7 protein-coding genes are annotated in these 14,009 nt (G+C 44.1%); all 7 read right to left on the reverse strand.

Going from position 1 to position 14,009, the window contains the following annotated elements; all coding sequences use genetic code 11:
* Window positions 1-37 precede the first annotated feature (37 nt).
* Entirely contained in the window at window positions 38-2,740 is a 2,703-nt protein-coding gene (locus MHH48_RS32345) for a stalk domain-containing protein (protein ID WP_076324004.1), read from the reverse strand.
* 454 nt (window positions 2,741-3,194) lie between these two features.
* Window positions 3,195-4,400, reverse strand: coding sequence for a methionine adenosyltransferase (gene metK, locus MHH48_RS32350; protein WP_076324003.1), 1,206 nt, complete (start codon window positions 4,398-4,400; stop codon window positions 3,195-3,197).
* Between the two features lie 226 nt (window positions 4,401-4,626).
* Window positions 4,627-4,914 carry an alpha/beta-type small acid-soluble spore protein gene (locus tag MHH48_RS32355; protein WP_076324002.1) on the reverse strand — a complete coding sequence of 96 codons (288 nt, stop codon included), beginning with the start codon at window positions 4,912-4,914 and terminating at the stop codon, window positions 4,627-4,629.
* Between the two features lie 191 nt (window positions 4,915-5,105).
* Window positions 5,106-5,642 carry a hypothetical protein gene (locus MHH48_RS32360; protein ID WP_076324001.1) on the reverse strand — a complete coding sequence of 179 codons (537 nt, stop codon included), beginning with the start codon at window positions 5,640-5,642 and terminating at the stop codon, window positions 5,106-5,108.
* Between the two features lie 198 nt (window positions 5,643-5,840).
* On the reverse strand, window positions 5,841-9,362 hold the full coding sequence (locus tag MHH48_RS32365) for an S-layer homology domain-containing protein (RefSeq protein ID WP_076324000.1): 3,522 nt from the start codon (window positions 9,360-9,362) through the stop codon (window positions 5,841-5,843).
* 367 nt (window positions 9,363-9,729) lie between these two features.
* Complete coding sequence (locus MHH48_RS32370; protein WP_071219815.1) at window positions 9,730-10,074, reverse strand: hypothetical protein; 345 nt, start codon at window positions 10,072-10,074, stop codon at window positions 9,730-9,732.
* Between the two features lie 250 nt (window positions 10,075-10,324).
* Complete coding sequence (locus MHH48_RS32375) at window positions 10,325-13,966, reverse strand: S-layer homology domain-containing protein (protein WP_076323999.1); 3,642 nt, start codon at window positions 13,964-13,966, stop codon at window positions 10,325-10,327.
* Window positions 13,967-14,009: the final 43 nt, after the last annotated feature.

Here is a 14,009-nt window from a genome sequence, read left to right on the forward strand (position 1 = left end):
CTCCATTTCTAACGTTTCATATACATATCATACCATATCACGATTCGATCGTAACGGTCTTCGTGTTCTTGTCCCATTTTACTTTAAGGCCTAATTGCTCGGAAACGAGACGAAGAGGGACCAAAGTCCTACCACCTTGAACCATGGGTGCTACAGCCGCCGAACTGCGCTTACCGTTTAGAATGAATTCCTTCTTGCCGACCGTTAATTCCATGAACATGCCGCCCCTTAGGACACCTACCCGTTGAGCGGATTGGTTCCAGGTTGCTTGCCCGCCGAACGCGTCGAGCACGTGTTTAATCGGAACGTAGGTCGTTCCATTTTTCAGAATTGGCGCCGAATCGATTGCCACTTTCGAACCATTCAGCATAAGAGATTTTTGCCCAATGGTCATGACCGCTTTGCCGGTTGGAAGTCCTTCATTCCCTGATAGAGACGGCATTGTGAAGCGGATATCGTCAAAAGATACAGCTCCTGTCAATGCACGCTCGTCCTGGCCTTCTTCCACGTTCACCACATACAGCCGCTTCATCTGTGCCGGGAATGCAATATTGTATCCGCTGAGATCGAGGCTCAGTGTCTTCCAACCGCTCCAATCAATTGCTTTTGCCAAGTCGACGTATACGGTTTTTCCATTATTGTCTTGGAGTTCAGCGCGCAGCCAGTTCAGGCTGTTATCTCCCTCCACATCAATGGTCATGGCCGTAGCCTGTGCAGGAATCACTTTGCCAGTTGTGCCATTCAACTCGGCGTAAGCGTACATTTTTTGCCCTAATCCGCCTGTCATATCATAGGTCAAGTTCAAGACTTTGGACGATGCTTTTGCTCCGCTGCCATTTTTGATCGCTGCAGTCCCGGTAACTGTCGGCACATTGGTCGTGAACTTCACCGGGTAATTCACATTCTCGAAGTTCTCCCACGTGCTTTCGCCCGCTGCCGACAAAATAACGACCGTGCTAAAGCCGTCATAGCGTGCGATGGCATAACCGACTTTTGTATTGCTGTTCACGGAGGATACGGTCAGGCGGCCGTCTTTGACGCTGCCTTTAAATCCGATAAACTCCCATTTCAGCGCGCTGCTCGGAACCTCCAAACTCTGGCCGTTGCTTGTTACGGCCGTCACCGGCACGGAAACACTCGTTCCAGCCTGCAGCGGTGCGCTTGATACGCCTGTAGTCAACGCAACAAGATCATCAGCGCCCAGCACCTTGACTTGCATCGTAGCTTTCGTGCTGCCGCTTACTGCTGTCAGTGTCGATGTACCCGGCTTCGTCGCTTTAATGCTTTGTCCGTTGACCGCTAGATTGCCGTTGCTGGACTTCCAAGTCGGTTTAATCGAACCTGCTTCAATTGGATTATAGTAGGTATCATAGCCTTTTAGTTCATACGTGCCCATTTGACCGATCAGGAGCGTGTTGCTGCCACTTACTTTTAAGCCCTTCAAGCTGCCCTGAGGTGCTGTGGAGAACACGCCAAGTGAGTTAACGATGCTGCGCTGCGTGGTGCCGTATTCCGTGTTAAAGGTCAACTGCGTATTCATCTCGGCTAGTGGACGGTTTACCATCGTTGTCGATCCGCCGCCGTCGAGGTTCATTCCCTTCCATACTCCAACCTTCGTCATGAAATCCTGAAGCTGCTGCAGCGTCATGCCTTTACTGTTATCGTTGCTCTCCGTAGCAATCAGGTAAGCGTAACGTCCGTCTTTGGAGTAGCCAACGGCTGTACGTGCCCTGCTCCCTCCAATCGAATTTACGTTTCGAGAGAATGACGTTGCCTTGCCGTTATCCACCAGAATCGTATGGCCGCCAATCATCATTTGGAGTGTAGACGGGTCCAGTTCTTTACCTGATTTTTTGGACACCAGAGCATAATCCGCTTCCAGCTTTTGACCGACAGCCAGATTTTTTTTCACGAACTCTGCCGCAGCCCCATGGGTTCGCAAAATGTAGCTTCCCTCCGGTATCGCTGTTGGCAATCCTGCCATTACTGAAATATCGGTAATGACCCCATCCGTTACCATAACCTCCGTTGGCGTTGTCGAGCTGTTCTTAGGACGCTCAACAGCCTTCCATGCGCTTGTGTAGATATAAGCTGTATTCGCATGGCTATACGTTGATCCGGTGCCTTCTGGTGCATAGGATGTTTTGTTCATACCCGCGAGCGGGAATGATGCTCCATTCTCAGCTGTAATACTCCCCGAGAATGCAAACTCATCCAGAATTGGCGTTCCATCATTCGTCACTCCAAAAGCATACATGCCTTTCAGATCAGATGGGGTTGACATCAACAGACCATTCGAAACTTGAGCACCCATCGGAGCCCCTTCGCTGCCGGTATTAAAAAAGTCACCGTTAATAGCAGCTACCGCGCCGTTCTCCTTAGCCATTCCGCCCGTGCTTTGTCTCGTTGTAAATTTATTTCCTTGGCCTGTCATGACATCCAGTTTCACGTATTGGTTGTTCAGATCCACCCGAACGACATTCGCCAGCGTTTTTGCGCCAGTACTGTTGATATACTGATACTTCATCAAAACCGCACCGGAAGTAATGATTTCCTCACCAAGCTTCTTAGCTGATGTTGATGCCGCAAAAGCTACCGAGGATGTTGATAGATTCCCTATCACAGGTATTCCGCTGCTCAGCACAGGCCCCACCCAGATGACTCCTGCTAATGTAATAATCAACCATTTCTTGCCTACTCCAGATGTTGTAGACTTCAGTGTTTTCCCCTGACTAACCATGTAATCGTAACTCTCCCATCTATCGTTCAACACGGATGATGAACATATAAAGTCTCTAATTAATAGACTTCATTTTTGCGGAAAAGTTACGAATTTGTTATAAAAAAACACTTTCGCGTATCGTACAACAAGTCTTGTAAAATTTATAGCGGAATTTTTTAGGAGCCTATGTAAATCAATCCTATGTTACTATATTTTAATGTAAAAGTAACTAGTTTGTCATAAAGTTTATTCCTCGTTTTCCATTTATTCATTAAAAAAAGCTGATAACCATAGTGGGTATCAACTTTTTAATTATTTCATTTTTGTCATATTTTTATATCCAACTGAGTTGAATCTCTACTCACTATGAGAATTAAGAAGCTGAAAAAAGGCATGTGCCGATTTTTTTCAGAAGAAAAATTAAATCAGCACATGCCTAAACTTTATATCTGGAACATATCTTAAGATTACCTTAGTTTACGCCAGCTTGTTCTTTCAGTGCTTCCGCTTTGTCTACGCGTTCCCAAGGCAAATCCAGATCTGTACGTCCAAAGTGTCCGTAAGCAGCGGTTTGCTTGTAGATCGGACGACGAAGATCCAGCATGCGGATGATTCCAGCCGGACGCAGGTCGAAGTTGTTACGCACAAGCTCAACCAGCTTCTCTTCGCTCACTTTACCAGTTCCGTAAGTATCAACACTAATCGACACTGGGTTAGCGACACCGATAGCGTAAGCCAATTGAATTTCACACTTGTCCGCAAGTCCTGCGGCAACCAGGTTTTTAGCCACGTAGCGAGCCGCGTAAGCAGCGGAACGGTCAACCTTTGTAGGATCCTTACCGGAAAATGCACCGCCACCATGACGAGCGTAGCCGCCATAGGTGTCCACGATAATTTTGCGGCCTGTCAGGCCAGCATCCCCTTGAGGACCGCCGATAACAAAACGTCCGGTAGGGTTAATGAAATATTTAGTTTCTGCGTCCAGCAATTCAGCTGGCACGACAGGAAGAATGACTTGTTCTTTAATATCTTTCTGGATTTGCTCCAGCGTTGCTTCTTCGGCATGTTGAGTCGATACCACGATCGTATCCACACGGACCGGTGTATTGCCGTCATACTCAACCGTTACCTGGGTTTTACCGTCCGGACGCAGGTAGTCCAGCGTACCGTTTTTACGAACCTCGGACAAACGACGAGCGATACGGTGAGACAATGCAATCGGAAGAGGCATCAATTCTGGCGTCTCGTTGGTTGCAAAACCAAACATCAGACCTTGGTCACCAGCACCGATGTTCTCGGTTTCCTTGTCCATTTGGGAAGGATCACGATTCTCCAGTGCAGCGTTTACCCCCTGTGCAATATCGGCAGATTGCTCATTCAGCGATGTTAACACCGCGCATGTATTGTAATCAAAACCGTATTTTGCACGGGTATACCCGATTTCCTTCACAGTATTGCGTACAATGGATGGAATATCCACGTATTCAGATTTAGTGCTAATTTCACCAATGACCAAAACAAGACCAGTCGCAACGGAAACTTCACAAGCTACGCGTGCGTTCGGATCGTTAGCCAAAAAAGCATCGAGTACCGCATCAGAAATCTGGTCACAGATTTTATCCGGATGTCCTTCAGTTACGGACTCAGATGTAAATAAACGTCGCCCTGTTAAAGACATGAGATCAACCTCCCATATGAATAGTATGTGATATATCAAAAGGTCCTACACAAAAAATGAACCTTTTCCGACAGGAAAAGGTTTGAAATGTACAATCCTCAACATGCATATTAACTTATTTGTTACTAGGTGTCAATCCAGTAAGTAAGCTGCTTTCCAAGGATTTTCTTGGGTTTTTCAATCGAATGTTAGTCAAGGATAAGTTCCGCTTTTAACTGAAAATCAACTACAATTTACCGAAGAGACTTTGTTCAGCGTTTCGAACCAAACGTTTAGTGATCTCTCCACCAACCGATCCATTCTCACGGGATGTTAGATGCCCCCACCCAGGACGACGGCTGGAAGATCCACCACCGATGACTCCTAACTCAGAGCCAAATTCCGTATCGGCTCCATTGGAACCGCTACCATATCCCACGGGTAATCCAAACTCTGCTGCAATTTCGTATTTCATTTGCTTCAGCATTTCACGACTCTCCGGTACCACTTGACGGTTACGACTGCTGCGTGCCATGAAAATACACCTCCTGTATTGGTTTTTACAGAAGTATTATTTGTCGATTTTAAAGCACTCACACGTATAAAACGTTGTCACTACTGGCAATAATTATAAGAGGATTATACCGGACAGATATTATCTGCCATAACCTAGCGACAGAATGGATCAACATTAACTGGTGTCAGTTTCACCCTAATTGCCGATCACTATTTAATAGTGTAACCGCCGCGTACCATAACAATCAGATTGCTTGCCTGTCCTTCTTTCACCTGGATACCCCGCCCTTCACGCGGGAAGGAAAGCAGATGGTTCTTAGGCGCAGTTTCACCATTTAAGAGGTCTTTACCATCGGTAAGGTCTGCAACGCCGCTAGAAACCTCTGTGTAGATCACAGCATTACCTGAACGAACGATAAATTCTGTTCCTGCATCAGCAAGTAGAATCTTTCCTGGTTTCAACGCTACGTTCTTAACTTCATCGGTACCTTGTGATGGCTGAGTTGGATTAGTAGGATTAGTAGGATTTGTTGGGTTTGTAGGATTTGTTGGGTTCGTAGACCCTCCACCACCGCCATTCAGCGCTTGCTGAATTTGTTGGTCAACGTAGCTTTTGGTGACGACCGGGTCGTCCGTGGTACCTGGGGTGGTCCCTGCGCCGGTTGCGGTGTTGCTATATACTGCACCGATCCATATGCCTGAGCCAATTGCCAAGGTAGCAAGGGATAATTTCCAATATGATTTCATTCGTGTTCTTTCCTCCTCCGGTTAGATCATGACTCTTTATACTATAGAGAAAATGAATAGCAGGAACAAGCAAAAAATTGCTCCATACAAAAATACAATAAATATTACGACATTGTTCTAGATGTATAAAAAACACACCAGAGAACATTAAGTCCTCTGGTGTGTTCCTAACTGTCAATATTTAGATACGATTGACAATTACTTAACTGTTGGTTTGATTGTGGTAATGCGACCTACTTCACTAGTCACATCAGCATTAAGTTCTTTACCAATCACTTCATCAGAGCCAACGTTAACCTCAAAGCTCAAACCATCATTGGTATTAAGAACAACATCAGTACCTTTGTATTCTTTGCCGTTAATTTTAACGTTTGCCACGTTAGTAGCTTTTTGTTTAAGCACTACTTTAACTTTACCGACAGCTACTTCACCGCCAGTAAGTGTATGAGTACCTGCTTTAGCAGTGGCGGAAGCACCATCCAATTCTGCTACAAACTTAAGATCTTCTTTAGCATCGTAAACAGCATTAACTACATCTTGAGTTGTTGCTGCTGCTTTAATGTTGATAACACCATTTCTAACAACAACGTTAGCACCTTGTGCTTCATTAACTACCAATTTAACTTCAGTACCATTAGCTGCAGTACCTTTGTTAAGAGCTGTGAATGTGAGGCCATCAGCTGTTACTGTAGCAGCTTTTCCTTCTTTACCAGCATCAGCTACGAATGTAGTGCTATCTACAGCAATCACACCAGTATTTTCTCCAAAGGTATTCACAGTTGTTCTGTACACATCTGATTTACCTGCAAACTTACTAGGTTCAGCCGCATTCCGGATAAATGTAGCATTCTCTTTAACATTAATGAGATATGCAACATTGTTAGGGTTGTTATCTTGGAAAGTAATCACCAAGTTATTATCTTCAACCTTAACTTTGTAATCAATATCGGCTCTCAGCGCATCACTATCGCTAGGTTTGTCAGCACGTTTAACATGGAGATTTGCTGCCAAGCCTGCTACGCTAGCAGAATCATCAAGCTTTGTTGTGAACGGAAGTTTTACAGAACGATCAGTTTGTACGAGTTCTTTATCATTTGAAACCGATACTTTCGGTGCAACTTGACCTACAGAAGTAATGTTTACCGCACCGATTTTGTGTCCAGAGAATGTCTGAATACCATTGTTGCTCACAGTAGAGATGCTGCTGCCAGTGGAGACATCAGAATCAGTTTTTAATGTAACTTTATTGCCACTTACAGATACAGAAGTAACTCTTGTTCCTGCAACTGCAAAATCACTATTATAAGCGTTAGCGATAGCTTTATTGAATACTACTTCGATTGTTCTGGAATCTTTTTGAATCGCATCAGTTGCTTTCAATTCCGTTTCATTCAAGATACCGGTAGTGATCCAACCAGTTGCTTGACCAGTTTTGGATTTCAGTCCAGCAATGCTAACAGATTGGACAGAGCTCGGGAACGATACCGATGTTCCTTCAATGTATTGAGGGAATACCAGTACAACGGATTTGCCACTGTCTAACACGTTCACTTGAACATCGTTTGGAATGGAAATGTTTTGCGTCTGACTGGAACCGTTTTTATTGAATCCAATGTAATAGTTAGCACGGTTGTTCAACGTAGCGAGATCAATTTCTCTATCGAAAGTGAGTGCAACTGTACGATTGGAGTTGTTCACATCTACACCGTATGCTTCCAATTGCGGTGCTGCACTATCACTTGCCAAGAAAGTACTATCGTACGTTACCATAGTGTTTTTCAGAGCCGTTAAGTCCTTAACATCAGACACTTTCAAATTATAAGTTCCTGACAGGTTGGAGTAGAACTCAACATTAAACACTTTATTATCTGTTCCAGGTTTTACATATACATTCTTAACAGGAATTACATCGCTACCTTTTTTAACAGAGAAGTATTTGATATCAGCAGCATCAACTGCTTTATCAAAACGCACTGTCAATTGGTGTGCAACATCTGTACCGTAAGATGCATCGATCAATCTAGGTTGAACCAAGTCTACAGTTGCAGTAACTTTGTGCTCTTTTACAGCGTTAGCGTTACCGGAATAGTCTTTAACTTCAACAAACAATGTAGTTTCGTATCCTGGCAGACGGTTTTCAGTAAAGTCTACTTCATACACGTTTGATTCGATTTGAGTTGCTTTACCTGTTTTCTTGCTGTCCCCAGACTTCCAATAGAAGCTGTCGTTAGTTACAGAAGTCGGATCGATTTCTTCATCGAACGTTACAGTTACTTTTTCCAAAGTAGCAGTAATTTCAGTTACTTTAGGGCCTTCAGTATCAATTTTCGCCGTGAAATCAGTAGTTGCTCCCAATGATTTCAGACCAGCGTAATCTTCAACCAAAGAAGTAGTCAATTTGTGAGCACCTTCAGAGATAGCTCCTGTGTAGTCACGAAGGATTACTTCTCTTTCGTTTGCACCCAGAGTTACAGAACCAACATAACCTTTGTCATCCAATTGGAAGTTGCTGCTTGTTGGAGTTTTGATTGGCTCAGAGAAAGTCACTTTGATAGCTTTAGTTCCCAGAGCTTTCACTTCTGTTACTGTAGGCAAAGTGTTGTCAGAAGATGTGAAGGAAACTTCACCTTGTGGCAATACAGAACCACTCTCACCTTTTACATTCTTCACAACAACTTTGTAAGTTGTACCTTGAGTGAAGATTCCAGATGAAGTTGAATCCAACAATACACGAACGGTTTTTCCATCTTCCAACAAAGTTACAGACTTAATTTTTTTCGAATTGGAATCCACTGTGTAGTTGTTTTTGTCGGTAGCAGATGCTTTGTCTACTTTACCGTCAAATGCAACTTCAACCTCTTTCAAGTTGGTTGATTTAGCCGATTCAACTTTAGTAGCAGATGTTACTACCCAAGTTACACTTTCAGTGTACTCGTAGTTGTTATGTTTGAACTTCACTTCAGTAGCTGTGTTAGCTTTCAGTGGAGTTTCCAGTTCAACTTTCACTTCTTCGTTGTTAGCAAGTTTGAAAGTTACAACTTTACCACTCTCAGTTACATCATAAGAAACCACTTTTGGTTTTTGTTGGGACAGGTAGATTGTGTAAGCAACTTCAACCAGTTGGGAACGGGAAGCGTTAGCTTTAGGGTTAGCTTTAGCGTCTACCAGACCAGCGTTGATTGCTGCTTGCACATAACCTTTAGCCCAATCAGAAGCGTTATTGTTCGTTTCTGTTGGAACTTCAAGTTTTTGAGCAGTAACGAGAACCTTCGCCATTTCTTGAACGGTGATTTTACCGTTGAAGTCGAAGATCATTTTCGTTGTGTTTTTACCTTCCATCAGACCAGCAGCATAAACTGCTTCTACATGAGGAGCTGGCCATTTGTCAGCTTTGTAGTTTTTGTCTTTGAAAGACGCTTTGCCTTGGATTGGCTCAAGACCCATGATGCCTACCAAAACTTTCGCGAACTCAGCGCGAGTCATTTCTTTGTCAAGACCAGCAGTTCCATCTGGATAGCCAGTGAAGATACCTTTTTCTTTCAATACATCAAATTTCTGTTGTGTGTTAAGCGCATCGTCACCGAATGCAACAGAAGCAAACATCGAGAATGCCATTGCTGTAGACAGTGCTACGGATAAAATTTTCTTCATAACCTTTTTTTCTCCTCCTTGAATCATCACTTGATTGTTTTCTTTAATTTGGTAGCTCTTATCACTCATTGTCCTGCACCTCCTTTCCCGAGTTGAGCATAAATCATAAATGATGTCTGTGACGATATCACAGAATCTTGTTAACGAGAGAACACTACAAACTAGAATAGATTCCTAATCCTACCTAGGTATTATACAACGAGTCCAATACTCCGTAAAGAACATTTTTCTAATTAATAGACAATCTTCTTGCATCGGATAATCTTGGATTCCTCATTGCGTTCTACATTATAAACGTTTGATTTCTCAAAAAGTTGCGGTCGTTGCAAAGTTTTTTTAAAAATATTTTCGAAATCATGCTTAATTCGCATAACATTGAGTCAATTACATAATACGACAACAAAAAAGACGCCCTTTGGGCGCCCCTTGTAGAATCCTAGCGAATCTTCATAGCAAGCTGGATAATTCGTGCACGCATCTCTGGATTGCTATGCAGCGTTTCGTACATCAGATCAATTTCCGCTTTATTCGTACGATATGTTTTGTCATGTTTTATTGTTGTATGAGACCACTGGATCAAGGCATTCTCTGCCGCTGTCATTTCGTTAAATGAATCATGAAAGCCTGTCTCAACAACGAGTCCCTCCATGACTTCCTGAGTTATCTCATCATGAGCGGCACGAGCCAGCTCAATCTTCTTCTCCATCACTTTGGCTTTTTCCTCGAACTTGGTCTTCGCCTTCATGTAGTCGAGCTGCGCTTTTGATAATATCGGCTTCATAAATTCATCTTCACCCTCTAAAAATAGTATGTGCTTCCGCTATTGTAGCGTATTCTACATGAAATTACAAAACATTAGATATTGGTAAACGGTTTCTTGGCCCATCATACCATCCTTAAGATCTTGTTAATTATGTTATATATAACCTTATTCACATAATTTGCACATAAGAAAACGAGAGCACTGCCATCAGAAATCAGGCCTCTGCTCTCGTTTCTTTTGTCCTTACAGTTTCTTCTTATTATATAACCTACATCATTTTAAGTTTGTTCATCATGCGTTTCACGATCGTCGCCGTATCTGCACGATTCAGCACAGCATCCGGGTTGAAGTTATAAGTCGGTTTCTTCTCGCCTTCTTTCAAGCTGTTGGCAACACCCGTGATGATGCCCGCCTTACTTACTGCAAGAATGGCTGGATAAGAGTAATTCGATTTGATTTTGCCGACATCTTCGAACTGCTTTTGAAGTGCTGCTTTATCTTTTTCGATCTCACCCATCTTCAGGTTGAGCGCACGTGCAATCATGTTGGCCGCTTCTTCACGAGTCAGTTCCATATTAGGAGCAAAGCTTCGTGGCGCAATGCCGCGAATGATTCCTTTTCTGGCAGCTGTCTCAATATAACGGTAATCCCACTGCATGCTATTGACAACACTTTCCTGATAAATGTCATCAAAAGTGAGCTTGTTCTTATCGGTATCATAATCCAACGGAATGTCCAGCAGCTTCACTATAATAGTAGCTAATTCACCGCGAGTCATTGGATCATACACGCCAAATGCATCCGTCTTGGACGCCTTCATGTATCCTCTGGCCAGCATCAATTCAATATCGTTACGGGCCGTCTTATGCGAGATCGCATCGGAGTAGCTATATCGCAAGGATTTAACTGCGTAATAACCGAATCCCTTAAATGGAGCCGTAACAGTTTTCTTCTTGGCATCCACTTTCCCGCCGATGTTGATCCAAGTTCCTTGGGACGGGTTATACCACCAAATGCCCAAGTTGCTGGAAGCCGAGTTCACCAGTGCAGAGTCATATTTCAAGGTAATTGTACCTTTTTGGGACAACTCCATCCAGTTCTGGGGAATCAAGCGTTGATGGAATTCATTTCCTTTTGCATACGGATGCGCTGCTGCTTTTACATTAAAGTCCTCTACGTTGCTGCTGTATGCATTAAGCGAACCCGCATCCAGCCAGTAAAGAGGGGATGAATAGCCGTAATGGGCTGCCGGAGTGAAACGGAACGCATTGTTGTTATCCCCTGGAATGAGGGACAGACGTCCATCCATTTCTACACCGTTCTCGATTTCACCAATTCGATTGTAAGCTTTAACGGTCCGCCCATCGATTTGGTTGGCAATACCAAACAGGATGTCATGCTCACCGAGCAGATTGATCGTAGGCACTTCTGCATTTGGACTTGATTTTGCCTGTTGAAGCACCGTGCCTTTGGGCAAGGAAAGAGACAAATCACCCTTAAATACCTTTACTTTACCTGACTTCGAAATATTCGTTTTAAACTGAGAGCCTTCGGTGGCATCATCCGTGTACGTTACAACGAATTGTCCGTTTGTCTTTTTAGTTCCTTGTTCAATCGTGAACTTAATCGTATTTTTACCGTTTTTCAGGTTCTTAACCTCAAGACGGAAAATATCACTGATTTCGGATTTCACCATTGGCGTTTTGCCAATCAGAATGGAATTAGCTCCCTCAGCCTTGATGCTTACCTCTACAAAGTTCTGTTTCAAAACTCCTTCGTTAGGGAGCCTAGGAGAAAGAACTTCGTAAGGCGCACGCTCACGAGTAATTTCAATGGTATCTGTGGTTGTAACCGACTGATAACGCGAACCGATGCTGATTGCCTGCAATCCTACCTCAGGAAGTGCAAGCTCTTTAAAAACAACGCGGGCAGAGCTGGAGTTTGCTCCATTGACAATGGAAAAGTATCGGCCGTGCTCCGCCGGATCAATGGGATCTAATTGCGTCTTCAGTGTCCCGCCTGTAAGACGCCAGGTTCCTGCGTTGTCTTTTGTAAACACTGCAAAGATGGATGGCGTAGGGTGGCTGAGGTTCACCGTGATCTCATCGGTGTATTCTACTTCAAAGCGAAGACCCAGAGCCTTTTCATATGTGTTGTAAGCATTCTTGGCCGTTTCTCTGAACAATCCATCCGGATCGGATTCTGTTGCGGAACCAACCGGGAATGGAATCATGTTTTTGATAACTGAACGAGTATCGCTAAAATACAGCAGAGTTAGTTTCGTCGAGATTTTCCCGCTCTTGTCAGCGACCACCAAAGTATTCGGACCTGGAATCAGCTGCAGGAACGTCGTATCTGTAAAGCTGAACTCGCCATTTCCGCTCACTGGCAGATCGCGAGTGTTACCATTCAAGGAAATCGTAAGTCCTGATGTTCCCGTGTAGTTCACAATCCGACCCGTTACTTGATTAAAATCTGTACTATTCTTAAACACCTGATTGTTATACAAATGATAAATATCAATATAAGTGGAGGACAGGAACGTTACCGGGATCACCTTGGTATCGGAGACGCCCGATCCATTGCTGACCTTGATGATAAGGTTTTGTTGTCCTGAAGGCAGATTCGTGATTTTGAAAACCGTGTTGCCATTATTATAGGTAAGTTTCTGGGCAATTGTGCCGCCGCCCTTGCTGGATTCAATCTCAACGTTGCCTGCGTTCACTTGTTCCACCATTAAGTAGATCGGCAATTCGTTAAGGACAGTATTGTTACTGCTTGGAAAAATGGACTGAGAGGTAGATGATACCGTTCCGCCACTCTCTGTCACACCGTATAGCTGATACACCTGCTTAATTGTAGGTGCATTGACATCGCGATAAGTGAAAGGATTTTTCACATCGAAACCAGTGGTAGTGTCCTTAGTATAAACAAAGTACTCTCCACTCTGTGTGATGCTAACTGAGCCAGTGGATGTAAAAGGATACATCAAGCTGTTTCCTAGGAGGCTTGCTGCACCTACGGTAGCATTTGAGCTCATGATTGGCACCGTGGATCCTGTCGGAAATACGGATACTTCAAGAGATGGCGGTACCGCAGGCGTACCAGCCGGTGGAGCATCCATGATAACATAACCGGAGATGACGCCGTTAACCGTACCGGTTACAACGGCTTGCCCATCGATCTTGGTGTTACCAATTTGCAATTGATTGACCGTCAAGGAGCCTGTCGGATGATATACGACCTGTCTATTAATGGTCTGGGTCTTCGATTCCGAGTTAACGACGATCACCAGATCGTTGACACCCTTCTGCAATTGGATCCCTGCGGAGTAATACGTATCGCCACCGCCCGGATACATGGCCATCCCGTTAACGGTCACGCCTTTGGAGCCATTGGTCGCTTTTACCGAGATGCTAACGGTCTGCGTAGTAACGACAACCGGCTTGGAAGCATTCTCTTCCAGGACACGTCCATCACTTAGCGCTACTTCGTACACAGCCGGTACGTCGGAAAATTTCACATAAGCCGTCGCACTCATCTGCTGGCCTTGCGTACTCATACCGGATACGATGATTTTGTTCACGCCCTGATTCAACTGCACATTCAGGAACTCGAACGTATTCGCTGCTTCGTCCAGAATCGGCTTAACACCTGTTCCACCTGTGGTTGTGTCATCAAAGCGTTTAATCTCATACGAGATGGTATTCGGGTTAATGCCGTTATAGGTACCCGATACCGTAATGGAATTCCGGTTCTCCGGTGTTGGGGAATTCGGATCCGTACTTAGATTTGAAAAGTGAAAATACAAGGCTCCATTTGCAGCTGAAGCCGGTAATGCCGGAATTAGGGAAAAGAACATAGCAATGGCCAATAACAGGCTTGCTATTGTACGGAAATTTTTCTTCAACGGTTGTGCCTCCTTGATCATTCGGACGTTGGAGTCCGTTTTG

The sequence above is a fragment of the Paenibacillus sp. FSL F4-0100 genome, assembly GCF_037993005.1.
Lineage (GTDB): Bacteria > Bacillota > Bacilli > Paenibacillales > Paenibacillaceae > Paenibacillus_AQ.

What these genes read in the sequence shown, in the direction of transcription:
- MHH48_RS32345 (WP_076324004.1), bottom strand. Translation starts at nt 2,740, where the DNA reads ATGGTTAGTCAGGGGAAAACACTGAAGTCTACAACATCTGGAGTAGGC.
- metK (WP_076324003.1), bottom strand. Translation starts at nt 4,400, where the DNA reads ATGTCTTTAACAGGGCGACGTTTATTTACATCTGAGTCCGTAACTGAA.
- MHH48_RS32355 (WP_076324002.1), bottom strand. Translation starts at nt 4,914, where the DNA reads ATGGCACGCAGCAGTCGTAACCGTCAAGTGGTACCGGAGAGTCGTGAA.
- MHH48_RS32360 (WP_076324001.1), bottom strand. Translation starts at nt 5,642, where the DNA reads ATGAAATCATATTGGAAATTATCCCTTGCTACCTTGGCAATTGGCTCA.
- MHH48_RS32365 (WP_076324000.1), bottom strand. Translation starts at nt 9,362, where the DNA reads ATGAGTGATAAGAGCTACCAAATTAAAGAAAACAATCAAGTGATGATT.
- MHH48_RS32370 (WP_071219815.1), bottom strand. Translation starts at nt 10,074, where the DNA reads ATGAAGCCGATATTATCAAAAGCGCAGCTCGACTACATGAAGGCGAAG.